At 72.1% G+C, this 25043-nt stretch carries 21 protein-coding genes and 2 pseudogenes; 7 read left to right on the forward strand and 16 right to left on the reverse strand.

Annotated features, from left to right (window positions below; translation table 11 throughout):
- The first annotated feature begins 278 nt into the window (after positions 1–278).
- Positions 279–599: a hypothetical protein gene (locus ACZ7OY_RS31050; protein WP_471914493.1), complete on the forward strand. Its 321-nt coding sequence runs from the start codon at positions 279–281 to the stop codon at positions 597–599.
- Between the two features lie 649 nt (positions 600–1248).
- On the opposite strand, the gene ACZ7OY_RS31055 is transcribed toward ACZ7OY_RS31050, so the two are convergent.
- Positions 1249–1437 (reverse strand): hypothetical protein, encoded by a 189-nt coding sequence (locus ACZ7OY_RS31055; RefSeq protein ID WP_471914494.1) that lies wholly within the window; start codon positions 1435–1437, stop codon positions 1249–1251.
- Positions 1438–1589: 152 nt separating this feature from the next.
- Here ACZ7OY_RS31055 and ACZ7OY_RS31060 point away from each other — a divergent pair, with 152 nt between their 5' ends.
- Together ACZ7OY_RS31060 and ACZ7OY_RS31065 are read left to right on the forward strand one after the other, a co-directional pair.
- Positions 1590–2114 (forward strand): P-loop NTPase family protein, encoded by a 525-nt coding sequence (locus tag ACZ7OY_RS31060; protein WP_471914495.1) that lies wholly within the window; start codon positions 1590–1592, stop codon positions 2112–2114.
- A 71-nt stretch (positions 2115–2185) separates the two neighbouring features.
- Positions 2186–4078 carry a pentapeptide repeat-containing protein gene (locus ACZ7OY_RS31065; RefSeq protein WP_471914496.1) on the forward strand — a complete coding sequence of 631 codons (1893 nt, stop codon included), beginning with the start codon at positions 2186–2188 and terminating at the stop codon, positions 4076–4078.
- Positions 4079–4176: 98 nt separating this feature from the next.
- On the opposite strand, the gene ACZ7OY_RS31070 is transcribed toward ACZ7OY_RS31065, so the two are convergent.
- Positions 4177–4542, reverse strand: coding sequence for a DoxX family protein (locus ACZ7OY_RS31070; protein WP_471914676.1), 366 nt, complete (start codon positions 4540–4542; stop codon positions 4177–4179).
- Between the two features lie 146 nt (positions 4543–4688).
- Positions 4689–4958, reverse strand: a pseudogene (gene tnpA / locus ACZ7OY_RS31075) (IS200/IS605 family transposase); the annotation flags it as partial.
- Between the two features lies 1 nt (position 4959).
- Between tnpA and ACZ7OY_RS31080 the strand changes: the two are divergent.
- The 4 genes and pseudogenes from ACZ7OY_RS31080 to ACZ7OY_RS31095 all read left to right on the forward strand — a co-directional run.
- Positions 4960–6054, forward strand: a pseudogene (locus ACZ7OY_RS31080) (RNA-guided endonuclease InsQ/TnpB family protein); the annotation flags it as partial.
- A 56-nt stretch (positions 6055–6110) separates the two neighbouring features.
- The gene (locus tag ACZ7OY_RS31085) at positions 6111–6488 is read left to right on the forward strand and encodes a winged helix-turn-helix transcriptional regulator (RefSeq protein WP_471914497.1); all 378 of its coding nucleotides are present in this window, start codon (positions 6111–6113) and stop codon (positions 6486–6488) included.
- A gap of 157 nt (positions 6489–6645) precedes the next feature.
- Positions 6646–8049 carry an alpha/beta hydrolase family protein gene (locus tag ACZ7OY_RS31090; protein ID WP_471914498.1) on the forward strand — a complete coding sequence of 468 codons (1404 nt, stop codon included), beginning with the start codon at positions 6646–6648 and terminating at the stop codon, positions 8047–8049.
- A gap of 148 nt (positions 8050–8197) precedes the next feature.
- A complete protein-coding gene (locus tag ACZ7OY_RS31095; protein ID WP_471914499.1) occupies positions 8198–8935 on the forward strand; it encodes a M24 family metallopeptidase in 738 nt (245 codons plus the stop codon).
- A 183-nt stretch (positions 8936–9118) separates the two neighbouring features.
- Here the strand turns inward: ACZ7OY_RS31095 and ACZ7OY_RS31100 are convergent, their stop codons facing one another.
- The 13 genes from ACZ7OY_RS31100 to ACZ7OY_RS31160 all read right to left on the reverse strand — a co-directional run bounded on the left by ACZ7OY_RS31100 (position 9119) and on the right by ACZ7OY_RS31160 (position 25034).
- Entirely contained in the window at positions 9119–10825 is a 1707-nt protein-coding gene (locus ACZ7OY_RS31100) for a PucR family transcriptional regulator (RefSeq protein ID WP_471914500.1), read from the reverse strand.
- Positions 10826–10851: 26 nt separating this feature from the next.
- Complete coding sequence (locus ACZ7OY_RS31105; RefSeq protein ID WP_471914501.1) at positions 10852–11568, reverse strand: ABC transporter ATP-binding protein; 717 nt, start codon at positions 11566–11568, stop codon at positions 10852–10854.
- Positions 11565–12428, reverse strand: coding sequence for an ABC transporter ATP-binding protein (locus tag ACZ7OY_RS31110; RefSeq protein WP_471914502.1), 864 nt, complete (start codon positions 12426–12428; stop codon positions 11565–11567). Before ACZ7OY_RS31110 ends, ACZ7OY_RS31105 begins: the two co-directional genes overlap by 4 nt.
- On the reverse strand, positions 12425–14176 hold the full coding sequence (locus tag ACZ7OY_RS31115; protein WP_471914503.1) for a branched-chain amino acid ABC transporter permease: 1752 nt from the start codon (positions 14174–14176) through the stop codon (positions 12425–12427). The genes ACZ7OY_RS31110 and ACZ7OY_RS31115 overlap by 4 nt, the downstream gene beginning before the upstream one ends.
- A gap of 14 nt (positions 14177–14190) precedes the next feature.
- The gene (locus tag ACZ7OY_RS31120; protein ID WP_471914677.1) at positions 14191–15096 is read right to left on the reverse strand and encodes a branched-chain amino acid ABC transporter permease; all 906 of its coding nucleotides are present in this window, start codon (positions 15094–15096) and stop codon (positions 14191–14193) included.
- A 154-nt stretch (positions 15097–15250) separates the two neighbouring features.
- Positions 15251–16531, reverse strand: coding sequence for a branched-chain amino acid ABC transporter substrate-binding protein (locus ACZ7OY_RS31125; RefSeq protein WP_471914504.1), 1281 nt, complete (start codon positions 16529–16531; stop codon positions 15251–15253).
- A gap of 253 nt (positions 16532–16784) precedes the next feature.
- Complete coding sequence (locus ACZ7OY_RS31130; RefSeq protein WP_471914505.1) at positions 16785–18575, reverse strand: PucR family transcriptional regulator; 1791 nt, start codon at positions 18573–18575, stop codon at positions 16785–16787.
- 290 nt (positions 18576–18865) lie between these two features.
- Positions 18866–20359 (reverse strand): alkaline phosphatase family protein, encoded by a 1494-nt coding sequence (locus ACZ7OY_RS31135; RefSeq protein WP_471914506.1) that lies wholly within the window; start codon positions 20357–20359, stop codon positions 18866–18868.
- A 100-nt stretch (positions 20360–20459) separates the two neighbouring features.
- Positions 20460–21515: a 2-aminoethylphosphonate ABC transporter substrate-binding protein gene (locus tag ACZ7OY_RS31140; RefSeq protein ID WP_471914507.1), complete on the reverse strand. Its 1056-nt coding sequence runs from the start codon at positions 21513–21515 to the stop codon at positions 20460–20462.
- 44 nt (positions 21516–21559) lie between these two features.
- The gene (locus ACZ7OY_RS31145; RefSeq protein ID WP_471914508.1) at positions 21560–22357 is read right to left on the reverse strand and encodes an ABC transporter permease; all 798 of its coding nucleotides are present in this window, start codon (positions 22355–22357) and stop codon (positions 21560–21562) included.
- Positions 22344–23261: a 2-aminoethylphosphonate ABC transporter permease subunit gene (locus tag ACZ7OY_RS31150; protein WP_471914509.1), complete on the reverse strand. Its 918-nt coding sequence runs from the start codon at positions 23259–23261 to the stop codon at positions 22344–22346. The genes ACZ7OY_RS31145 and ACZ7OY_RS31150 overlap by 14 nt, the downstream gene beginning before the upstream one ends.
- Complete coding sequence (locus ACZ7OY_RS31155) at positions 23254–24300, reverse strand: ABC transporter ATP-binding protein (protein ID WP_471914510.1); 1047 nt, start codon at positions 24298–24300, stop codon at positions 23254–23256. The genes ACZ7OY_RS31150 and ACZ7OY_RS31155 overlap by 8 nt, the downstream gene beginning before the upstream one ends.
- Entirely contained in the window at positions 24300–25034 is a 735-nt protein-coding gene (locus ACZ7OY_RS31160) for an HAD family hydrolase (RefSeq protein ID WP_471914511.1), read from the reverse strand. The genes ACZ7OY_RS31155 and ACZ7OY_RS31160 overlap by 1 nt, the downstream gene beginning before the upstream one ends.
- Positions 25035–25043 lie beyond the last annotated feature (9 nt).

Genomic DNA, 25043 nt, shown 5'->3' on the forward strand with positions numbered 1-25043 from the left:
TACGAGGAGTGGGATGCCGCTCTCGACTCCGAGCGGTTGGACTTCCCGGGGCGCGGCCAGGGGAACTGCGTCGTGCTCTACCGCGACGACAGGCCCGCGCAGATCGGCTACTGGGGCGTCACCTGCGACTAGGGCCTGTCCGATGGGGCGCGTGAGCTGGTCAGGACTGTGCCCTAGGGTCTGCGCTCAACGAAGGGGGTCGCTTGTCGCGCGATACGGTTGAAGCAGAGGCAGGGATGAAGGGGATCACGTTCCCTGCCTGGTACGGAGAGCACTACGTGACTCTGGCCGAGATGCTGGTCCGCCTCGGCAGCTTCGGTCTGGACCTGACGTGGCGCGTCGAGTGCGACGAGATCGTGGATCCGCGCTGTCTGGAGATTGAGAGACAGTCCGCCGGAGCCGGCATGGACACGTTGACGCTGTTGTCGCTGACGACCCCGTTCCTTCAGCTGATCGACGCCGAAGCGCGTGGGTTCGCCGAGGACAAGCTGGTGATCGTCCTGACCGAAGCGGACAGCTCGTGGTGGGATGTCAGGGCCGTCGACGAGCGCGTGCTCAGCGAGCTTCGTTGCCACTACCCAGAGGCGACGGACCTCTGAGTCCGTTCACTTCGTTGCGGCGGTCGCTGAGGCGGATGATTCGGCCGGGCGGGGACAGATTGGGGACAGGCGGCGCAGGAGGTCGGCGAGCTCGTCGACCTCCTCCGTGATGAGTGCTCCGAGGCGTTCTCGCGCCGGCCCAGGAGGGCCCGGAAGTCGGCCGACTTGTGACCGGGGATCAGAAGGCGCTGGCGAGGCCCGCCACCCGAGCGGCACCGGGGCGATCGGGAGTTGTTCCCGGTGGTGCCATGCGAAGGTGCGGTCCGGTTCGAGCCGAGCCTCCCCCCAGTGGATGACGTGGATGCCGTTCTGCGCATCGGCCGTGAAGAACACGCACACGAGCCTCGTGGCGGCCCCCGGTTCCTCGAAGGTTTCGTGCAGTCCCGAGTAGTCCTGTGGCCAGGGTGTCGTCGACCTCGGCGAGCACTGCGGCATGCAGCCCGAACCGCTCGATGACCCAAGCCGATGGTCCTACCGGATCGCCGCCCGGCATGGACATTCAGAGTCCCTCTCCGCCAGAGCGCCCCGCGCCTCTCTGTGACACGCGCACGAAGGGCACACAAGGGGGCGATCCGGCTACGGCGGCATCGGAGCCGCCGTCACGGAACACGATGTGGTGGGTGGGTGTGGGATCCGTCTGCTGGCGGGATCACCGCTTCCGCGCCCGGTAGTGCTTCATCAGTGCGGTGATCCGTGCGGGGTCCGCCTGGCCGTTGAGTTCGGAGACGAGGTCGTCGGGACAGAGGTCGTAGAGATCGCCCCACCATCTGCGTCCTCGGTTGTCCCAGATCCGGTAACCGCCCGGCACGCCCCGGGCCACGTAACGTCGTCTGCTCACAGTCCCCTTGTCCCGAGCGCCGAGCGTGGTGCCGTCGAGCGGTCGTCCCGACGCGTGACCCTACGCGGACCGCGGCCGACCGGCGAGGGGATGGCCCCGCACCGGACGGACGCCGCCGCAGCCGTCCCCGGACGCCGGGATAAGGTGCGCAGGTGGAACGGGTGCTGGTGGTGGGGGTGACGGGGGCGGGGAAGTCCACGCTCGCCCGGAGGCTGGGCAGGCAACTGGGCCTGGACTACCACGAGATGGACGCGCTGTACTACGACGGACCGGGGTGGGCGGTGAACGGCCGGCTGGTCGAGGAGGTGTCGCGGCTGACCGAGCAGCCGCGCTGGATCGTCGACTCGATCGGTGCCGCGGAGGTCCGCGACCTGCTGTGGGAGCGGGCCGACACCGTGATCTGGCTGGACTATCCCCGACGGATCGTCATGCCCCGCGTCCTGCGCCGCTCGCTCCGGCGCAGCGCCACCCGCGAATCCCTCTTCGGCGGCAACCGGGAGACCTGGCGGGGCTGGCTCAGCAGGGAACACCCGGTCCGGTGGTCGTGGTCCCAACACGCCGCCCGACACCGGGAGATCGGCCTGCGCACCCGCGACCCCCGCTTCGCCCCGCTCCGCACGGTCCGCCTCGGCCACCCCGACGAGACCACCGCCTGGGTCGAGGCACTCGGCCGTTGAAAACCGGCGCGCGACAGCGCACGCTGCTGCCCGGAGCCGGCTCGTCCCGGTGAGCGCAGAGGGGGATTTCCGTGGCGGATCATGACGACGCGCCGGCCGACTGGGACGCCGGCGAGCGCCGTATGTGGCAGGCGTACCGGCGGGGGGAGTGGTGCGTCGGCGTGCCCGAGGTGCGCGGCGCCGCCGTACGGATGCTGCTGCTCTCCCCACCGCCCCCCGAGCCCGGACAACTGGCCCGGCTGCGGCTGCGCGGCGTACACGTAAGAGGGCGGCTGGACCTGTCGGAGGCCGCCGTACGCGGCACCGTCCGCATGCGAAACTGCCGGTTCGACGAAGCACCGCGGCTGGAGGGCGCGCAGCTCGAGGCGTTCGAGCTCGGCGAGTGCCGGCTGCCCGGACTGCGGGCCCACAGCGCCCGGGTCGCCCAGGAGTTCAAGGTCGACAAGTGCACCGTGGACGGCACCGTGGACCTGCGTTCCCTCAGCGTCGGCACCGTGCTCTCGCTCCGGGACACGACGATCCGTCCCGCGCCGGGCGAGGCCGCGGTCACCGCGCAGAGCGTCGCCGTGGACGAGTACATGTGGGCCTCGGGCCTGGACTGCACCGGCCCGGTGCATCTGAGCAACGCGCGGGTCCAGGACACGCTCGTCTTCCGGGGGGCGGTCATAGGCGGCCCCGACGGCTGTCTCCAGATGTCCGAAGTCACCGTCGGCGGCGGCCTGTACCTCGGGCGCGGCTTCTCCTGCGCCGGGATGGTCAACCTGTGCGGGGCCTCGGTCGGCGCGACGGTGGAGCTGTCCGACGCCACCCTCACCGGTCCCGGCGTGGGCCCGGGGCGCTACGCACTCCATCTGGGCTGCGCGCAGATCGGCGGCGACATCCAGGCGGACGGCGGACTGGTCGTCGACGGCCCGATCACCCTCGCCGACACCTCGATACGCGGCAGCGTCGTCCTGGAGGGCGCCCGGCTGAACTTCCCCGAGGGCACGGTGCTCACCGCGGAGCGCACCCACATTGGCGGCGACCTCGACTGCCGCGGCGGGACGACCGCGCACGGCACAATCGACCTGTGCGACGCGCGCATCGGCGGTTCGATCCGGCTGGAGGCCGCCGAACTGACCGCCCCGGACAGCGGCAGGCCCGCGCTGCGGGCCAACGGCGTCGACGTCGGCGGCGTGGTGAACCTCTGCGACGGCTTCACGGCCCACGGCGGCCTCCGCCTCAACAGCGCCACGATCCGGAGCACCCTGTGCCTCGCCGACGCGCTGCTGGACACCGCGCCCGAGGAGGAGGCCCTCGCCTGCCGCGGAGCCACCGCGGCCGTGCTGCGGCTGGAGCCGCGGGAGACACCCGTGGGCATCGTCGACCTCAGCCGCCTGCGAACGGTGCTGCTCAAGGACGAGCCCGCCACCTGGCCGGCCTCCCTCGTCGTGGACGGCGCGGTCTACGACGACATCAGCCCCGCCCTGCCGGCCGCGCGCCGCCTGCCCCTGCTGCGCCGGGACCCGAACGCCTTCACACCCCAGCCCTACGAGCAACTCGCCGCCGTCTACCAGCGCCACGGCCAGGACGCCGACGCGCGGGCCGTGCTGGTCGCCAAGCAGCGGGCCCTGCGCGCCACCCTCGGGGTGCCCGCCCGGCTGTGGAGTCTCCTCCAGGACGCGACCGTGGGCTTCGGATACCGCCCGCTGCGCGCCGTGTGGCTGCTGGCCGGTCTGCTGGCGATCGGCTCGGCACTGTTCGCGGCCTGGCCGCCGCAGGCGGTGGGCGACGGCCCGCATCCGGCCTTCCAGCCGGTGATCTATACCCTCGATCTGCTGCTCCCGCTCGTCGACCTCGGCCAGGAAAGCATGTTCAGCCCGTCCGGTGCCATGCAGTGGACGGGGCTCGTCCTCGTCGGCAGCGGCTGGCTGCTGGCGACCACCGTCGCCGCCGGAGCGAGCCGCGTGCTGCGCAGGACCTGACTCCGCCCAGGACATGAGTCCGGGCAGGACCTGAGTCTGCGTCGGGCTGGACTCAGCGTCGGGCCGGGCTCCGACCGGGCCGGACACCCGCGGGCCCGTCAGAGCCGTACGGCCGCCAGCCAGGCACCGGCCGCGGCGGCCACCAGCAGGACGATGTTGAGCCCGATCAACCGGGCCTCGCCGCGCGAGACATGGACCACGATGCCGCCGCACTGGATCAGGACGAGCCCGGTCGCCGCGGCGACGGCGAGCCAGGGCGCGATCCCGGTCAGCGGCGGCAGTATCAGACCCGCGGCGCCGAGGACCTCCAGTGTCCCGATCAGTCTGACGGCCGGCATCGGGACCCGGTCGACCCAGCCCATCATCGGCTTCAGCCGCTCCTGGCTCTGGAGGACCTTCTTGCCCCCGGCGTAGAGATAGAACACCGCGAGCAGCGCGGCGACGATCCAGTACGCGATGTCCATCATGACCCCTTGCGTGGTAAGTACCTGCTCCGAGGCGCCTCATCATGGGTGACTGCCGAGAGGCTTACCGGGACTCTTGCAGAAAGCTCTGGCGTTCTCGCCGGGGGTGAATGCATCTCAAGACTGCTCTGACGTGCACGTGAGAGCGGACTTTTTTGCTGCTCGATGTACTGGCGCACGATCGCCAACGGTGCTCCCCTGCACGATGCGGAGAAATACGAGGGCGACCACAGGCGCCCGTGCATGATGGCGCGGTTGATCCGGCCGGTGAACTCCTGCCGTATCCGGCGGGCGGAGACGCCCTTGAGGCTGTTGACCAGCTTGGAGATGGCGACCTTGGGCGGGTAGTGCACGAGGAGCTGGACGTGATCGCGTTCGCCGCTGAACTCCTTCAGCTCCGCTTCGAAGTCCTCGCAGGCCGCGTTGTCCCGGCTTCGCATCACCCAGGCCAAGCGCACCGAGGAACGCGCCTGGCTCGCCGACGTCTCGGCGGTCGTCCTGCAACAGTCTCTGCGGGACCTGGATGCCGCCTACAAGAACTTCTTCGACAGCCTCAAGGGCAAGCGGCAGGGCCGCAGGGTCGGCCCTCCCCGCTACAAGTCGAAGAAGGACACCCGGCAGTCGATCCGCCTGAACACCAACGCCTTCCGCCTCCACAGCGACGGCACGGTGTATGTGGCCAAGGCCGGCCATCTCAAGGTCAGGTGGTCCCGCAGGCTTCCGGCCGCACCCACGTCCCTGACCGTCACCAAGGACAGCTGCGGCCGGTACTTCCTCAGCTTCGTCGTGGACACCGAGCCGGACATCCTGCCCGGCGTGGAGATTGACGCCGGTATCGACCTCGGCCTGTCCGCCTTCGCGGTCCTGTCCGACGGCAGCAGGATCGACAGCCCCCGCTTTCTGCGCCGGGCCGAGAAGAAACTGGGGCGCCTGCAGCGGGAGCTGTCCCGCAAGGCCAAGGGATCGAAGAACCGGGCCAAGGCTCGTATGAAGGTCGCGCGCCAGCACGCCAGGGTGGCCGACCGGCGTCGGGACTTCCACCACAAGGCATCCACACAGATCATTCGCGACAACCAAGCGGTGTATGTGGAAGACCTCGCGGTGTCCGGTCTCGGGCGTACCCGGCTCGCCAAGTCCGTGCACGATGCGGGATGGTCCGCGTTCGTGGGCATGCTGGAGTACAAGGCGGCTCTGCACGGCCGCACCTTCGCCAAGGTGGACCGCGCCTTCCCGTCCTCTCAGGTCTGCTCGGCCTGCGGATTCAGGGACGGCCCCAAGCCCCTGCACGTCCGGGAATGGACGTGCAGCGCATGCCACGCCGTGCACGACCGCGACCACAACGCAGCACGCAACGTCCTCTTCGAAGGACGCCGGATCGTCGCCACCGGACGGGTGGAGACGCCAAACGCCTGTGGAGCGCCGGTAAGACGGGCACACGTGCCCGCACAGCGCGTTGAAGCAGGAAGCCCCTGGAAGGGTCAGACGACCCAGGCCGGAATCCCTGGACTTTAGGCCAGGGAGCACGTCAAAAAAGGCACACGGATGTGCGTCACGCACAGGGGGTTGTCATGTCGGAGTACGAGCACACGTGCATGATCCGCGGAGACGGCGGGCGGACGATCCGTGCCGTGCTCGACCGGATCTGCGACAAGTGGACGCTGCTGATCGTGGTGACCCTGGAGCAGGGGCGCCTGCGCTTCACCGACCTCCAGCGGCAGATCCCGGGGATCTCGCAGCGGATGCTGACGCTGACCCTGCGCAACCTGGTACGGGACGGACTGGTGTCGCGCACGGCGTACGCGGAGGTCCCGCCACGCGTCGAGTACGCGCTGACCCCCACCGGGGAGAGCCTCATCCCGCCGGCGCTCGCGCTGGCCGGCTGGGCGATCGAGCACATCGCGGAGATCGAGGCCAGCCGGGCCGCCCACGGTGACCGGGACGGGTGAGCGCGGACCGGTCGGGTCACGGCAGCGGGCGGCACCCGATGGGCCGGCCGGTCCCGCCACGGCAGGGCAGGACGGAGGGGTGCCCGTCCGGCTGTTCGGGGGAAGGGTGTGGGTCGTGCGCCGTGACGGCGCAGGCCAAGTCGTACGGTCGGCCGATATGAACTGCGTACCGTCCGATCAGGCGCCCGGTCCCAGCCGGCGCAGCGCCCTCTCCGGGGCCGTCGGCGCGGCCGGTGCCCTGCTGGCCACCGGATGCACGGCCATGGACGTCTCCTCCGCGCGCAGCGCGCCGACCTCGGCATCGGCGTCCGCGTCGGCGGGCGGGCCCACGCCCGGGGTGATGACGCTCTTCGACAATCCGGAGTTCAACTTCAACGGGCTGTTGGCGCTCGGCGGTTCGGGTCAGCGCAGCAGTGAGGTGGGCGAGGTGCTCACCGCGGTGAACGCGATCAACAAGGCCGGTCTCTCCGCGCAGACCTACGTGGAGACGTTCAGGAAACTCGGCGACCGGCTGATGAAGGCGCCCGAGGGCAGCCGGCCCGACCGCGAGACCCGGCGGCTGCGCGCGCTGCGTGCCGCGCAGTACTACGGCCAGGCGCTGTTCTTCGTACTCGGCTCAGACGACCCGGGCAGCGAGGAGAAGCTGTACAAGGCGGGCCGCGACGCCTGGGACACGTTCTGCACGCTGTGCGAGCCGGCTCCGGTGACGGCGAACGTCCCGTACGACAGGACGCCGCTGCCTGTGTGGTTCTTCCGCCCGGACGACTCGGGGCGGCGCCGGCCCACCGTGATCCTCACCAACGGCAGCGACGGCCAGAACGTCGACATGTGGACGTACGGGGTCGCCGCCGCGCTGGAACGTGACTGGAACGCGGTCGTGTACGACGGGCCCGGCCAGGGGCAGTTGCTCTTCGTGGACCAGGTGGTGTTCACGCCGCGCTGGGAGAAGGTGGTGACGGCCGTCCTGGACTGGCTGGTCGGCCGCTCCGATGTGGACACCGGCCGGATCGCGTTGACCGGGCTGAGCATGGCGGGCGATCTGGCCCCCCGGGCCGCCGCGTTCGAACCGCGGATCGCGGCTCTGGTGGCGATGCCCGGTTGCCTGGATCCGTGGCTGGGATTCCCCGCGGAGATCCGGCAGATCGTCACCCCCGACAAGGCGCGGACCAACGAGCTGTGGAACAAGGAGGTCGTGCCGCAACTGTCCCCGGCCGACGCCGCGACACTGAAGAAGCGCGTCGAACCCTTCTCCGTGCCGGCGATGCTCGCCGCCCGGGAGGGCAAGATCTTCACCGACTTCTACACCCCGGCCGAGCTGATCCAGTCGCTGGACATCACGGACGTCGTGGGCCGCATCAAGGCACCCACCCTGGTTCTCGACTACGAGTTCGAGCAGTTCTATCCGGGCCAGGCGCGGCAGATGTACGACAAGCTCACGGCGCCCAAGGACTACGTGAAGCTCACCGCGGCCACCGGCGCCCAGCTGCACTGCTCGCCCATGGCGCCCCAGCAGCACTGCGAGGTCGTCTTCGACTGGCTCCAGGACACGCTGAAGGGTTGAGGCTCCGTCGAAGGCGGCCGCCTCGGCCGTGTCATCGCGCCACGGCCCGGCGTGATCACGCCGGATCGCGTGCCAGGCGGGGGCGGCGGCGCGCACTGCCGGGTACGGTCGCGATCGTAGAGGTGCCGGTCCGCACAAGGGGGAGACCATGACGGACGAGAGCGTGACGGACGGGACCGCCGTGACGGACGGGACCGTGACGGACGAGGGCGGGCGGGCCCGGAGCCTGTTGGACGCCCAGGCCAAGGCCGCCGAACTGTTCGCCGAGATCGAGAAGCGCGGGCTGGTCGCGCCGGGCGAGGGGGAGAAGGCGGTCAGCGACCGGATCCGCGATCTGGCGAACGAGATGTTCGGCCCGACCCGCCACTGGCACAAGCGGATCGTGCGCTCCGGACCCAACACCCTGCACCCGTACAAGGAGAATCCCCCGGACCGGATCATCGGCCGGGACGACATCGCCTTCGCCGACTTCGGACCGATCTTCGAGGAGTGGGAGGCCGACTTCGGCCGTACCTTCGTCCTCGGCGACGACCCGGTCAAGCACCGGCTCCGCGCCGACCTGCCCGAGGTCTTCGCCGCCGGGCGCCGCGCCTTCGAAGCCGACCCGGGGATCACCGGAGCCCGGCTGCACGCGGAAGTGGGCAGGCTGGCCGCCGAGCGCGGCTGGGAACTGGGCGGCTGGCACGCCGGACACCCGGTGGGGGAGTTCCCGCACGAGAAGATCGACGGCGCCGACATCGAGTCGTACGTCGCCCCCGGCAACGACACCCCGCTGCGCCGCCCCGACCGCGCCGGGCGCGTCTGCCACTGGATCCTGGAGATCCACCTCGTCGACCGCGAGCGCGGCTTCGGCGGCTTCTACGAGGAACTCCTCGACCTCGGCTGAGACGTCGGCCGAGCCGGTGCGGGCTCAGCCAGCGTCCCGCGCCGCCCCGGAGACCTGCGCCTCCTGCGCGTCCTGCGGGTACCAGCGCAGTTCGACGGTGTTGCCGTCCGGGTCCCGGACGTACAGCGACCGCGCCTCGCCCCGGTCCGCCCGCGACCGGTCGCGGACCGGGGGCGGGCGGCCTCACCAGGCCGGGGAGCCGGGTTCCGGGGCGTCACGGCGGAGCCGGAGCTGGAGCATGGCGGCCAGCCGGTGTTCGGGGTCGGCCAGATCCAGGCCGGTCAGGGCGGTGGCCTTGCGGATGCGGTAGCGCAGTGTGTTCGGGTGGACGTTCAGCGCCTTGGCCGCCTGGGGCACGTCACCGAAGGCGTCCAGGTAGTGCAGCAGCGAGTCGGCGAGCCGGGTGCCCTGCTCGGCGTCCCGCGCCATCAGGTGCTCCAGCGCCGGATGCCTGATCCCGGGGTGCCGGGCCAGCAGTTCCAGCAGGTCGCGCACCATCAGGGAAGCGGTGAGCCGACGGTGGGTGTCCACGGTCCGGTCGGGGGTGCGGGCCATGATCTGCAGGGCGTGGTGGCCGCGCAGCTTCACGGAGGGGATGTCGGCCAGGCGCGGGGCGACGCCCGCGACGACCGCCTGCACCGGAGTGTGGGTGTGGTGGCGCAGCCGGCCCACCAGATCGCCCGCCCAGCGGACGATCGGCGCGTCGTCGGGTTCGCCCGTCTCTCCGGCCGTCCCGGCCGGATCGGCGGCGGCCCGCGGCAGCATCGCGTAGATCTGCCCGCACGCCTGCGCCACCAGCGTGTTCCTGCCGTACGCGGCCGCGTGGACGGCGATGATGTCCGCGGCCTCGGCCCGCCGGGCGTCCTGGTCCGTGGGGTCGCCGCCGTCCGTGCCGACGGCGGGATCGCGCAGGTCCACGGCGACCACCGTGGCCGCCGACGAGGCCGGTATACCCAGGTGCAGAGCGACCGCGGAGGCGTTGAAACGCCCGGTCAGCAGCCCGTGGGCGAGGTCGGAGCGCGACAGCGCACCGGCCGACGGATCGCCCTCGTAGTAGTGGTCGAGCAGCGGCGAGGACGCCAGGCGGGCGGCACCCCGCAGCGCGCGGTGCGCGTCGTCGGCGAGCGGGCGCGCCCCCTCCTGGACCCAGATCGTGCCGAGTTGCCGGGTGCCCGCGCTGATGCCGATCACCAGGCGCCGCCGGAAGCCCGGCCCAGGGTGCTCCTCGACCTCGACGACGTCCCCTGTGGTGCGCACCCGCCGGTGCACGCCCTCCTCGCGCAGCAGCGTCAGATACGACTCCGGGCAGCCGCGGCCCTGGAGGCAGTGGCGGCGCGGCTCGTCCGCCTCCTGCGCGGGTCCGGCGTATGCCAGCACCTGATGGGCGCTGTCCTCGATGGTGACCAGCCCGTCGGTGAGCTTCGCGACGGTCTCGGCCAGCGCGAACAGATCCCCCCGCGCCTCGCGGGGCAGGGCGGTGCCCCGGCCGGTCAGCGCCTCGCGCACCTCGGCCTCGACCTCGTCCCACCGGATGCCGGCGGGTACGCCGAGCAGCGCCACGCCCGCCTCGCGGGCCGCCGCCGACAGCTCCCCGCCGGGCGCGGTGCGGCCCGGCGGGGTCCTGACGGCCACGGCCGCCGCGCCCGCGCGCGCGGCGGCCGTCACCATGCCCATGGCGTCGGCGCCGCGGGCCCCGACGGCGAGGACGAGCGCTCCCGTCAGGCCCGCCGGGGTGTCCTGCGGCTCCACGATGGCCACACCGCCCACCTCGACGTCCTCGGGGCCGTCCCAGGACGTGCCCAGCGCGGCCGCGAGCGGTCGCAGACGCACCCGGGGCGCCCGCGGCGCGCCGCCGCCCTCAGCCGGGTTCATGGCTGCGGTGAGGTTCATGGACGTAGGTTAGGCGGGCCTGCACGTCAGTCCTCTCCCAGGTAGGCCTTGCGCACGCTCTCGTCGTGCAGCAGCCGCCGCCCGGAGCCCTCCAGGACGATCCGGCCGGTCTCCATGACGTACGCGTGGTCGGCCAGGGCGAGCGCGGCGCGGGCGTTCTGCTCCACCAGCAGGATGGTGGTGCCCGACGCCTTCAGTTCGGCGACCGTCGCCATGATCTTCTTCATCATGATCGGGGAGAGCCCCATGGACGGTTCGTCCAGCATCAGCAGCCGGGGGCGGCACATCAGCGCCCGGGCCATGGCGAGCATCTGCTGCTCACCGCCCGACAGCGTCCCGGCCGCCTGCTCACGTCGCTCCCGCAGCCTCGGGAACAGGGTGTAGCCGCGCTCCACGTCGTCGGCGACACCGGCGGCGTCCTTGCGCAGATAGGCGCCCAGCAGCAGGTTCTGCTCGACGGTCAGCCGGGGGAAGATGTGCCGTCCCTCGGGGGAGTGGGCCAGGCCTAGGGCGACGACCTGGTGGGCCGGCACCCCCGCCAGGTCCCGTCCGGCGAACCGGATCCGGCCCGCCACCGGGGCGAGCAGCCCGCTCAGGGTGTGCAGGGTGGTGGTCTTGCCCGCGCCGTTCGTGCCGATCAGCGTGACGGCCTGGCCCTCCTCGACGGTGAAGGAGACGCCCTTGACCGCCTCCACCTTCCCGTAGGCGACGCGCAGGTCCTCGACCTCCAGCAGCGCGGTCATGCGGTCTCCTCCGTGGCGTGGGTGCCGCTGTCGTCGGTGCCGTCGAGTGGCGTGGGTTCGTCGAGTGCCGTGGGCTCGTCGTCCGGCGCGCCGATGTACGCCTCGACGACCCGCTCGTCGGCCTGTACGTCGGCGGGGGCGCCCTCGGTCAGCCTGCTGCCCTGCACCAGGACCGTGACCCGGTCGCATAGGTTCATGATGAAGCGCATGTCGTGCTCGATGACCAGCACGGCGACGCCCTGGTCCCGGACCGCCTTCACCAACTCCTCGGTCTCCCGCGTCTCCTGCGGGTTCATCCCGGCGGTCGGCTCGTCCAGGAGCAGCAGCTTGGGCTCGCTGGCCAGGGCGCGGGCGATCTCCAGCCTGCGCTGGGCGCCGTAGGAGAGGTTGCGGGCGAGGTGCTGCGCCTGCCGGCCGAGGCCGACGAAGTCCAGCAACTCCCGTGCCCGTGCACGGCATTCGCGTTCCTCGCGGCGGTGGCGCGGGCCGCGTCCGATGGCCGAGAGCAGGCCGGCGCGGGTACGGGTGTGCCGGCCCACGATCACGTTGTCCAGCGCCGTCATGTTGGCGAACAGCCGGATGTTCTGGAAGGTGCGGGCGACGCCGGCCCGGGTGACCCGGGCGGGCTTGGGCGGCAACAGCGTGCCGTCGAGGCGTACTTCGCCGGCCGTGGGGACGTAGAGCCCGGTCAGACAGTTGAAGAAGGTGGTCTTTCCGGCGCCGTTGGGGCCGATAAGGCCGACGATCTCGCCCCTGCCGACCGTCAGGTCCACCCGGTCGACGGCCGTCAGTCCGCCGAAGCGCATGGTGACCGCGCGGGCTTCGAGCAGGGGAGCGGTGGGGGAAGAAGGGGAATTCATGCCGTGGCCTCCGCGGCCGGCCGGCGCGCCTCGGCGCCCGCGGCCTGCTCGTCGTGGAACTCGAGTCGATGGATGCGGTCGGGCACCAGGCCCTCGGGACGGAACCGCATCATGAGGATCAGCGCGAGGCCGAACATCATCATCTGGTACCGGCTGAAGAACTCGAACTTCGCCGGGATCAGGTACAGCAGCGCGGCGCCGACCAGGGGTCCGGAGACGGTCCCCATGCCGCCGAGGACGACGGCGGCCAGCAGGAACGCCGAGTTGGGCGGCGCGGTGTCGGCGAACTTGTAGTTCTCCGGCACGGCGTTGGTCTGCAGATGCGCCATGACCGTGCCCGCGAGGCCCGCGAGCGAGGCCCCGAGACCGAAGGCGAGCAGCTTGTACTTGAAGCCCTCGATGCCCATCGCGGTCGCGGCCTTCTCGTCCTCGCGCAGCGCGATCCAGGCCCGGCCGACCCGGGAGTCGCCGGCGCGGGCGTAGACGAACACGATGACGGCGATCACCGCCAGCAGCAGGAGGTAGTAGTTGGCGAAGCGGCCGAAGGCGACCCCCAGGACGGTGTGCGGCTCACCGAAGTCGAAGCCCAGCATCCTGATGTCCGGCACGGAATTGATCCCGTTGGGACCGTTGGTGAGGGAAGGGCCGGAGGTGCCGTCCAGGTTGTTGACGGTGATCCGGAAGATCTCGCCGAAGCCGAGCGTCACGATGGCCAGGTAGTCGCCGTGCAGCCGCAGCGTGGGCGCCCCGATGACCAGACCCGCCACCAGCGACACGGCCATGCCCAGCAGGGCGGTCGCCCAGAACGGCCAGGGGTCGATGTCGAAGGTGGAGAACGTCGAACCGGAGACCAGCGCGGCCGTGTACGCGCCGGTGCCGAGGAACGCGACGTACCCGAGGTCGAGCAGCCCGACCAGGCCGACCACGATGTTCAGGCCGAGCGCGACCGCCGCGAACACCAGGATGTTGTCGGCGATCGCCGTGTACTGGTCGCCGGTCTGCGTGAACGGGAAGACCAGCGCGGCGGCGAACGCGGCGACGGCCACGGCGACCCGGTTGCGGGCGTTGACCGCGCTCAGCCGGGCCGTGACACCGGCCACGGACAGCGCCCGCGCCCCGAAGCCCGCGGCGGGCAGGAACGCCAGGAAGTCCTCGGCGGACTCGGTGGTGATGCCGTACGTCAGGACGAACATCGCCGCCAGGAACACCACCGTGATCAGGGCGATCTCGGCGGCCCGGGGCAGGCGCCGGGTGCCCGCGGGCGCGGTGTCGTCGGGGTCGGTGGTGTCGTCGGGGAGGGCGTGGGCGCCCGCCGTGAGCAGCAGCACGGCGCCGGCGGCCAGCCAGCCGCCCGGCTCGACGTTCACCGCGCCGCCCAGCGTGATCGCGATCCCGCCGACCGTGACCCAGGTGGTGGTCAGCGCCGCCAGCGCCGCGGCGCGCAGGGCCCGTACGGCTCCCGCGGGGGTGAGCGACCGTACGCCGGGGACTCCTAGGGCGGCCGCGGTGAACACCGCGGCGAGCAGCCCGGTGACGAGGGTGACGAGCTGGCTGCCGCCCGGGTAGCCGTCGAGCGTCAGGTTGCCGGGATAGCGGGGGGTCCAAGTCCAGGCGAGGAACGGGGCGGCGACGGTGAGCGCCGCGCCCGCCACGGTCAGGCCCTTGGCGGCGGCGGGGCTGACCCTGACGGCCGTACGAGTCCTGGTGCCCATGTCGTCCATGCGGTCCATGTCGTTCATGTCATCCATGTCGTTCATGTCCTTCACGCCCTGTCCGGGACGCGCTCGCCGAGCAGCCCCTGTGGTCTGACCAGCAGGACGACGATGAGGATCACGAAGGCCCAGACGTCCTTCCAGACCGAGCCGCCGAAGGTGTGCAGGGCCGGCAGATGGGGCAGCAGCCCCGAGGCGAGGGACTCGGCGACCCCGAGCACCACCCCGCCGAGCATGGCGCCCTGGATGTTGCCGATCCCGCCCAGCACGGCGGCGGTGAAGCCCTTCAGACCCGCGATGAAGCCCATGTTGTACGAGATCGTGCCGAGCCGGAGCCCCTGGGTGACACAGGCGACCGCGGCGAGCAGCGCGCCGATCGCGAACGCCACGACGATGACCCGGTCGGTGTCGATCCCCATCAGCCGGGCCGTCTTCGGGTCCTGGGCGGTGGCCTGCATCGCCCGCCCGGTCCGGGTGCGCCCGACGAAGTACGTCAGCAGCGTCATCGCGGCCGCCGCCACCACCAGGGTGAGGACCGCCGCGTACGACACGGTGACCCCGCCCAGCCGCAGCGGAGCGCCCGTCAGTTGCGGGAACGGCACGGGAGCGGTCACGCCGACCGACGCGCCCGGCAGGGTGAAGAAGTTGAACACGACCTGCTGGAGGAAGAGCGACAGGCCGATCGCGGTGATGAGCGGCGCCAGCCGGGGCGCGTTGCGCAGCGGGCGGTAGGCGAGGTGCTCGGCGGCCACGGCGGCGCTCACCGACACCAGGACGGCGACGACCAGCATCACCGGCAGCGCCACCCACAGCGAGGTCTCGTGCAGCGCGGGCACCCAGGCGTAGACGAACAGGGCGCCGAAGCCGCCCAGCATGAAGATCTCGCCATGGGCGAAGTTGATGATCTGGAGGATGCCGTAGACCATCGTGTAGCCCACGGCTATGAGGCCGTACATGGAGCCGAGGACCAGGCCGTCGGCGAGGAGTTGCAGGAAATCGGTGAAGGTCACCCGGGTCGTCCTTAACGTGCAGGGCAAACGTGCTGGAGGTGCGGGGGCGGGGGCGGGGGCGGGTGTCCGGGACCGGTCCCGGACACCCGCCGCGGGCCGGTCAGCCGACGGTCACGATCTTGACGCCGTTCTTCCAGGCGCCGTCCTCGACGCAGTTGACGGAGATCACCTGGTTCACGCTGTCGCCGTACTCGTCGAAGCCGACCTTCCCGGTCGCGCCGTCGAAGGCCACCTTCTGCATGGCCTCGACGACCTTCGGGCGCAACTGCGTGATGTCGCCCGTCTTGCCGCCATTGGCCTCGACCGCGGCGCCCACCGCCTTCATCAGCGCGGTCGTCGCGTCGTACACGTACGCGCCGAAGACGCCGTACCCCTCGGCGTAGCCGGCCGCCTTGTAGTCGGCGACGAAGGTCTTCGCGGAGTCGAGGGAGTCGATCGGGGCGCCGTCGGAGTGCGCGCACACGTCGTCCGCCGCGGCACCGGCCAGCGGGATCAGCGCGTCGTCCTTGAGCGCGTCGCCGCCGCCCATCGGGCCGTCGAAGCCCGCCGCCACGAGCTGCTTCTTCAGCGGGCCGGCCTGCGGGTACTCGCCGCCGTAGAACACCCCCTGGGCGCCTGCGGACTTGACGCTGTTGACGACGGCGGCGTAGTCGGACTCGTCGGGGTTGATGGACTGGTGGATGACGACCTGGCCGCCGAGCTTCTTGTAGGCGTCGGTGAAGTTCTCCACGATTCCGGTGCCGTAGGTCTTCTTGTCGTCGACCGTCGCGATCTTCTTGATCTCGAGGTCCGAGTAGAAGTACTGGGCCATCACCGGTGCGGCGACCGCGTCGGTGGAGATGGTGCGGAAGTAGTTGTCGTACTCGCGCTCGGGGTTGTCCTTGTAGTCCGCGCCCCGGGTGAGCGTCGCGGCCGTGTTGGCGCCGGAGACCTGGACCAGGTTCGCCGAGTGCAGCGTGGACTGCATCGCGGCCGACACCGACGAGTTGTACGCGCCGACCACGCCCACGGTGCTGTCGTCCGCCGCGAAGGCGGCCGCGTTCTGCTGGCCGATGTTCGGGGTGGCCTGGTCGTCCTTGGCCACCAGCTCGAACGTGACGCCCGGCACCAGCTTGTTCTTGTTGGCCTGCTTGACCGCCAGCTCCGCGGAGTTCTTCATGCCCAGGCCGACCGCGGCCAGATCCTTCGACAGCGGAGCGTCGAAACCGATCGTGACCGTGGTGCTGCCGTCCGCCGACGAGCCGTCGCCCGTCCCCTCGTCGCGGCTGCCGCACGCGGTCAGGAGCAGGGCGCCGGCGAGCAGCGGAGCGGTCAGGGCGATCGCGCGGCCGTGGCGCTCGGGCCGGGCGGCGCGGGTGGTGGACGTACGGAATGCGTGCATGGGTTCCTCCCCGGACTTCTCATCCGCAGGGCGCAGCCGGACGGACCGCCGGTCGGCGGCCGCGGGCTGGGCTTCGAGCAGTGGCTGAAACCTAGGCGGCGGGAAGTGCCGTTGAGCCTGTCCGGAAGGCAGATGTACGAGGGGTGCCGCTGTCCGTTCGGACAACGGCGGTAACGCCGCCGCCACATGCCCCGGGCCCCGGGTACGACGGCGTGTGCGCAGGTCGGCGGCGGTACAAGCGGTCGACGGCGACTCAACCGCCTTTCTCCGTGCGCCACTTGCGGAGCTGGAGCATGGCGACCAGCCGCTGCTCCGGGTCGTCGAGGTCGATGCCGGTGAGGGCGACGGCCCGCCGGATACGGTGGCGCAGGGTGTTGGGGTGGATGTGCAGTTGCTGGGCCACGGTCTTCACGTCGCCGAACGCGTCCAGGTAGCGCAGCAGCGAGTCGCAGAGCTGCGAGCCGCCCCGGCGGTCGTGCTCGGCCAGGGCGTGCAGCGCCGGGTCGCCGATGTCGGGGTGTTCGCGGAGCAGTTCGAGGAACCTGCCCAGGACGACCGAGGCGCGGACGTCCTCGTACGCCGCCACCTCGCGCCCGGGGTCGTCCGCGATCACCGTCAGGATCCGGTCGGCCTCCGCGCGGGCCGCCGCCGCGTCCGCGAGCCGGGCCACCGGCGCGGACACCGCGGCCTGCACGGGCGTGCCCAGATGGCGCCTGAGCAGGGTCACCAGATCGGCGGTCCAGGCGGTCACGGCGGAGTCGGGCGGGACGGCGCCCTGGGCCGGGACCCGCCCGGCGCCGGAGCCGGCCGGGGTCCGGGACGGGCCGCCGGGCGGCGGTGTCCTGGACGGGCCCTGGCCCGGAGCCGTCCGGGTCGCGCCGCCGTGCCCGTTGCCGTGCCCGTGCCCGTTGCCGTGCAGCGTGTCCGGTACCAGCACGTACAACCGCCCGTCCAGCCGCGCCACCGACGTGGCTCGGCGGTGCGCCGCCGCGTGCATGGACACCATCTCGGCGGTACGCGCCCGGCGCAGCTCCGCGTCGGGGCCCCCGTCGGCGGCGGCCTCGTGCAACTCCACGGCGATCACCGTCGCGCCGGCCGTGCTGGAGATTCCCAGATGTCCCGCCAGCCCGCCTGCCTGGGGCCCGCCGGTCAGCAGGCCGGCGGTGAGCTCCTCGCGCAGCGCGCTCTCCAGGCCCGGACCGCCCGGCGGCCGGATGAGCAGGAGCGCCGCCAGCCGGGCCGCGCCGCGCAGCACCTGAGCGGCGGTGGCGGCCAGCGGGGCCACGGTCTCCTGCACCCAGATCGTGCCCACCAGCCTGCCGCCCGCATTCACCCCCGTGGCCAGCCGGCGCCGGGTGCCCAGGTCGGGGCGGGCGGCCACCTCCACCACCTCCTCGCTGCCGCGCAGCCGGGTGTACACGCCGGCCTCGTGCAGCACGTCCAGGAAGCCCTGCGGGCACGCGTGGCCCAGGATCGACCGGCGCCGCACCTCGTCCACCCCGTCGTCCGAACGCGAGTAGGCCAGCACGCGGTTGTCGGCGTCCTCGACGGTGACCGCGCCCCCGGTCAGCGCCGCCAGGGTCTTGGCCAGCGAGAACAGGTCGCCGTGCGCGGGGCCGCCCAGCAGGGCCGGAGCCCGGTTCACGGTGTCCACCACGGTGCGCGCCACCGCCTCCACCTGCTCCCAGCGGGCCTCGTCCCGCACGCCGAACAGGGCCGTGCCGCACTCGACGGCCGCCTGCCGGAGCAGCTCCGCCGCCGTGTCGCTCTGCCCGGTGCGCAGCGCGACCGCCGTCGCGCCCGCCCGTCCCGCGGCGATGAGCGGCCGCAGCGCGGCCCGTCCGCGGGCGCCGATGAGCAGGACCAGGCTGTCCTTGTGGTCGCCGTGCGGACCATCGTCGGGCTCCGCGATGACGACGCCGTTCAGCGGCCGGTCGAGTCCGTCCGGGGCGGCGAGCAGCTCGACGAGCGTTCCGGAGAGCGACTGGACGACATGCCGCAGCGACCCTCCGGGGTGCGGGAGGGCTTCCAGGGGGGCGTGCACGGAAATGGCGACCTTCCGGGGGAGCGAGGGAGCAGGAGGCCCTCGGCCTTCGGACGGGGCGCCGGCCTCCCTGGTCGGGCTGACGCGACGCAGGCTAGGCGCGCCGTGCTCCCCGGTCTTCGTCCCACCGGACAACACCGGTCCGCGAGAACTGTCCGCGTCGCCAGCGGCGGTCCTCGGCATGACGTGCCCGACCCGGCGTCGCGGGCGACGCCGGGTCGGGTGGGGTGATCGGCCGGATCGGCCGGGTTAGCTGGTGCGCTGGTGCGGCCCGGTCGGCCGGTGCGGCCTCAGGAAGCGGCGAGCCGGACGCCGTCGACCACCCAGTACCAGTTGTTGCCTCCGGTGTAGCGGAAGCGGACCCGGGCCGTGCTCGTCCCGGCGGGCACCTGGAGGGTGACGGTCTCCGTGCGCGAGGGCACGTCGGCGGTGTAGGTCTTCACCGACACGGGGGTGCCGCCGTCGTAGGAGACGAGGACCTCGCCGCGCTGCGGGGACTCCTGCCGGTAGTAGGTGGTGTAGGTGAGGGTGGCCGTACGGCCACCGGTGACCGGGTACGCCGGGCTGACCAGGGTCGAGTCGAAGCTGCCGGACACCGTCCGGTCGCTCCACTCGTCGCCGTCCGCGACGGCGAAGACGTTCCGGGCGCGCACATTGCACTCGCGGTTCTGGTCGGTCTGGGAGCGGGTCCAGAACTCGTCGGTGGTGAAGGACCAGCCGCGCCACTCGGTGACCCCGCCGCCGCCCATCGCGGAGTTGTCGACGGACCAGCCCGCGGGCGGGGTGTGGGTGAAGCCCAGGACGCCGGTGGGGATGCCGGTTTCGTCGACGCGGGTCTGCAACTGCGGGCGCAGGGCGTCGAAGTCGTCCGGCGTCGGCTGCTGGACGGGGCGGCCGTCCAGGTCCCAGGCGGGGTCGAGCGCGATGCCGAGGTGGGCCAGCGCGGAGGCGGCGACGTCCGGCATCTTCACGTCGTAGCGGACCGAACCGGGGGAGAGGGTGGGGCCGGTGGCGATCAGGAAGGTCTGGCGCTCCGGCGGGGTGGAGCCGCCGTGGCCGCCGGCGTCGGTGTGGCCGTGGTCGGCGGTGATCATGATCAGCCAGCTCTCGGCGGCGTAGGTCGCACGGGACCGGACGGCCGCCACCATCTGGCCCACCTGGGCGTCGGCCCCGGCGATGGCCGCCAGGTACTGCGCGGAGGCGGCGCCGTAACTGTGGCCCGCGTGGTCGATGTTGTCGAGCTGGACGAAGACCGCGTCGGGGTTGCCGTCCCGGAGCCGGGCGACCGCGCGCGAGGTGGTGCCGGTGTCGTACTCGGCACCGGGCGTGGAGACCCGGGTGTCGACCGCGCCGGAGAAGACGGTGTCGGTGATCGGCGCCCAGGAGGAGACGGCGTACGTCGTGAGGGAGGGCTTCGCCGTCTCGGCGCGGGTGAGGAAGTCGGGGTACCGGGTGAAACGTGCGCCGGTGAAGGCGTTGTCCTTGACGTTGTGCTTGTCCGGCCACACACCGGTGATCAGTGTCGACCAACCGGGGCCGGACAGGGTGGGCGCGAGGGGGTTGGCGTAGATGCTGCTGGGCACGGTCAGACCGGCGGCCATCAGGGCGTCGAGGTTCGGCGCGTCGGCGTCCTTGATCCGGGTCAGCAGGGCGCCGTCGAGCCCGATGACCAGGACCTTGGGGGTGGCGGCCGCGGCGCGGGCGACGGCGGCGAGCGGACCGGCCGAGGCGGCGAGCGCGGCGGCGGACAGCAGGAGGGTGCGGCGGGACAGGCGGGACGACACGAGTACCTCCGGAAGGGGTGGAGAACGGGGTCGTGCGGGCGGGGCGACGCCCGCGGCGGAACCGGGGGCGTCGCCCGTGCGGGGCGCGGCCGTCGGGAGGTCAGCTCCCGGTGGCGGACTTCCAGGCGTCGACGTACGAGGTGAGGTTCTGGTCGATGTCGTTCCAGTCGGGCTCGAAGACCTCGACGCCGTTCATGATCTGGGCCAGCGCGGCGGCCTCGGCGTCGGTGGCCTTGACGTCCTTGCGGGCCGCGAAGCCGCCGCCGATCTCGCTGACCTGCTGCTGCGCGGTCCGGCCGAGCAGGTAGTCGAGGAGCTTCCGGCCGTTGTCGCCGTGCGGGGCCTTGGTCACCAGGCCGGCCGCGTAGGGCAGCGCGAAGGTGGTGGGCTTGCCGCCCTGCGGGGCCGGGAACCAGATGCCGAGGTTCGGCATGGTCTTGGACTGGGCGTGGTTCATCTGCACATCGCCGTTGGCGACCAGGAGTTCGCCCTTGTCGACCTTGGGCGCGAGCTTGCCGGTGGAGGCGGACGGACCGACGTTGTTGGCCTGGAGCCTCTTCAGGTAGGCCAGGGCCGCGTCCTTGCCGCCGAAGTCGTGGATCGCCTTGATCAGTACGGCGGTTCCGTCGCCGGCGACCCCGGGGGTGGAGTACTGGAGCTTGTCGCGGTACTTGCCGTCCAGCAGCTCCTGCCAGGTGGTGGGGGCCTGCTTCAGCTCCTTCTTGTTGTAGACGAAGCCGAAGTAGTTGTTGACGACCGAGGTCCAGGTGCCGTCGGCCGCCTTGTCCGCGGCGTCGACCTGGTCGGCGCCCTGCGGGGCGTACTTCTGCAGCAGGCCCTTGCCGTCGGCCTGCTGGATGAACGGCGGGAGGGTGACGAGCACGTCGGCCTGCGGGTTGCTCTTCTCCCGCAGGGCGCGCTGCACCATCTCCCCGGAGCCGCCCTCGACGTACTTGACCTTGATGCCGGTCGACTTCTCGAAGTCCTTGAAGACCTGGTCGTACCAGCCGTCGCCGTTCTCGCCCTTGAGGCCGTCGGCGCTGTAGACGGTGACGACCTTCTCGTCGGAGGCGGCGGAGGAGCCGCCGCAGGCGGTGAGCGCGGGAGCGGCGAGCAGGGACAGCGCGATCGCGAGCTTGAGGGTGTTTCTGGGCATGACGGGATGAACTCCTTGCACGGGAAGGGTGGTTGCCGAGGGGATCAGCGGTAGGAGGCCTTGGTGCGCAGGCGGGAGACGGCGAACAGGACCAGCAGGGTCGCCGTCATGAGGACCACGGCGAGCGCGGAGCCGGCGAACAGGGCGCCGCGGTCGGTGGCCGCGTAGATCAGGACCGGAAGAGGTGTCCAGTCGGGCGGATAGAGCATCATCGTGGCGCTCAACTCGCCCATGGACAGGGCGAAGCAGAGGCCGGCCGCCGCGGTCAGGGACGGCAGCAGCAGGGGCAGCTTGACGCGCCACAGGACTTGGCCCGGGGTGGCGCCGAGGGAGGCGGCGGCCTGTTCGTACGCCGGGTCGAGGCGGGTGACCGCGGCGGACACCGATTGATGGGCGAAGGCGGTGACCAGCACGGTGTGGGCGACGATCACGATCCAGCGGGTGCCGTTGAGGAGCATCGGCGGCTGCGAGAAGGCGACCAGGACGGCGAGGCCCACGACCACCGACGGCACGGCGACGGGCAGCACGAACAGCGCGTCGAGCACCCGGCGCAGGCGCCGGGGCAGCGCGGCCGCCGCGAGCGCCGCCCAGGTGCCGGCGGTCAGCGCGATCAGGCTAGCCGCGAGCGCCGTGACCAGGCTGGTGGTCAGGGCCTGGAGGGCCTCGCCGCGGCTCGCGGCGTCGTAGTGGGCGAAGGTCGGACCGGAGGGCAGGACGCCCGACCAGTGGGTGGCGAACGAGGCGGCCAGCACCACCAGCAGCGGCACGGCGAACAGGGGGACGAAGAGGACGAAGAACAGGACCTGGACGGCGCGCCGCCCGGCCCGGCTATGCACCAGCACGACGGCTCACCACCCGGTAGAGGCCGTAGAGCCCCACGGAGATCAGGACGTTGACGACGGCGATCACACAGGCGCCCGGGTAGTCGGACTCCAGGATCGCCTTGCTGTACACCAGCATCGGCAGGGTCGTGACGCCCTTGGCCCCGGTGAACAGCACGATGCCGAACTCGTTCAGGCACAGCACGAGGACCAGACTCCCGCCGGCCGCGAGCGCGGGCAGCGCCTCGGGCAGGATCACCTGCCGGACGATGCGCGGCGCGCGGGCGCCCAGCGAACTCGCCGCCTCCAGCTGGGCGGTGTCCAGTTGTGAGAAGGCGGCCAGCAGCGGCCGCATTACGAACGGCGTGAAGTACGTGACCTCGGCCAGCAGCACACCCCAGGGCGTGGTGAGGAACCGGAAGGGTCCCTCGGCGGCCCCCGTGACGTCCGTCCACGCCCCGTTGGCCATGCCCACCGTGCCGTAGACGAACAGCAGGGCCAGGGTGATCAGGAAGGACGGGAAGGACAGGAAGACGTCGACGAACCGGGCGACCGCTTTCGCGCCGGGGAACGGCACGAACGCGATGACCAGGGCGAGGACGAACCCGAGGACCAGGCAGCCGGCCGTGGACGCCACCGCCAGCCAGACGGTCGTCCACAGCGCCTCGCGGAAGGCGGTGGAGGCGAGGACGTCGGCGTACGGCTGGAGCGAGGTGCCCCCGCTGTCCGGCCGGAAGGACTGCTGGACGACCAGGTAGAGAGGGTGGAGGAAGAAGACGGCGAGCAGGGCGACGGGCGGCAGCGCCCACAGCAGCCGCCCGGCCCGCGGCCCGATCCGTCCGGCCCCCGGCTTGAGCTGTCCCGCCTGCGGCGTGAGTCGTCCGGCCCGCGGTTCGAGCCGTTCGGCCGCCGGAGCCCTAGTCATGGGTGACTCCCGCGGTGAGCAGCACCGCGTCCTGCGGGGCGAAGTGCAGGGCGACCGGCTCGCCGTGGGCGGGCGGCTCGCGCAGTTCGGGCAGGTCAGCCATCACCCGGTGGCCCTGGACGTCGACGTACAGCCGGCTGGTGGCGCCGCGCCACTGGATCTCCGTGACGGTGCCCTCCAGCCGGTTCGGGCCGTCGCCGAGCCCGACCAGGTGCGGCCGTATGCACAGCGTGGCCCGGGCGCCCGCAGGGGCGTCGGCCGTGGCGGTCTTCAGCTCGGCGCCCGCGAAGACGACCCCGTCCCGGGCCACCGTCACCGGCAGCAGGTTGGCGTTGCCCACGAAGGAGGCCGTGAACGCGTTGGCGGGTGCCCGGTACAGCCCCCTCGGTGTTCCGCAGGCCTGCACCCGTGCCTCGTTCATCACCGCGATCCGGTCGGCCAGGGTCAGCGCCTCGACCTGGTCGTGGGTGACGTAGAGGATGGTGACGTCCGGCAACTCGCGGTGCAGCCTGGCCAGTTCGCCGAGCATGTCGGAGCGCAGCCGCGCGTCCAGGGCGGACAGCGGCTCGTCCAGCAGCAGTACGCCCGGCCGGATGGCCAACGCCCGCGCGATCGCGACGCGTTGCTGCTGGCCGCCGGACAGCTCGCGCGGGTGACGGCGGGCGTAGGCGGCCATGCCGGTCATCTCCAGCGCCTCGGCGACCCGGGCCCTGATCTCCGGCTTGGCGACCCGGCGGGCCTTCAGGCCGAAGGCCACGTTGTCCTCCACCCGCAGATGCGGGAAGAGCGCGTACTGCTGGACGACCATCCCGATGCCCCGCCGGTACGGCGGCAGGTCGGTCACGTCACGGTCGCCGAGGTACACCCGCCCGGCGGCGGGCCGCACGAACCCGGCGACCGCCCGCAGCGCGGTGGTCTTGCCGGATCCGGACGGCCCGAGCAGGGCCATGACCTCGCCCGTGCCGACGCTCAGGTCGAGGTGGTCGAGGACGACGTTCCCGTCGTAGGCGACCGTGACTCCGTCGAAGCGGATGCCCATCAGAGGGCTCCGCGCAGCAGTGCGGGCAGGCCGGCGACCGAGGGGAGCACCTGTGTGGCGCCCGCGGCGCGCAGCTCGTCCTCCCCGTGCGCGCCGGTCAGCACACCGGCGACCACGCCCGCTCCGGCCCGTACGCCGCTGAGCATGTCGTACGACGTGTCGCCGACGACCGCCACCTGGCGCACGTCCTCGGCCGCCCTGGTCCGGACGAACGCCTCCAGCACCATGTCCGGGAAGGGGCGTCCGCGGCCGCCCGCGTCGGCCGGGCCGAGGGTGAGCGGCACCAGGTCGCGCCAGCCGAGCGCGTCGAGGATGGCGTCCTGGGTGACCCGGGCGAATCCGGTGGTCAGCACGACGGTACGGCCGTCCGCGCGCAGCTCCTCGATCGCCTCGCGGGCGCCCGGCACGGGTTCGGTGAGGCCGTCGGCGACGAGTTCGCCGTACGCCTTCTCGAAGGCGGAGTTGGCGCGTCGGGCCAGGTCCTCGGCGCCGAACAGATGGCGGAAGACGGAGATCTTGGACTCGCCCATGGTGGCGCGGACGTGGGCCAGCTTGGCGGCGTGGTCGGCGCTGCCGGGTTCGACGCCGAGTTCCGCGGCGGCGGCCTCGAAGGCGCGCTCCACCAGGCCGCCGTCGGCGACGGTGGTGCCGGCCATGTCCAGGACGACGAGACGGATGTCGTGGGGGGCTTCGGGCGTCCGGTGCGGGCCGGTCGCGGGGTGCGGGTCGTTCATGCGGGTCAT

The organism is Streptomyces sp. NPDC107559 (assembly GCF_055657365.1).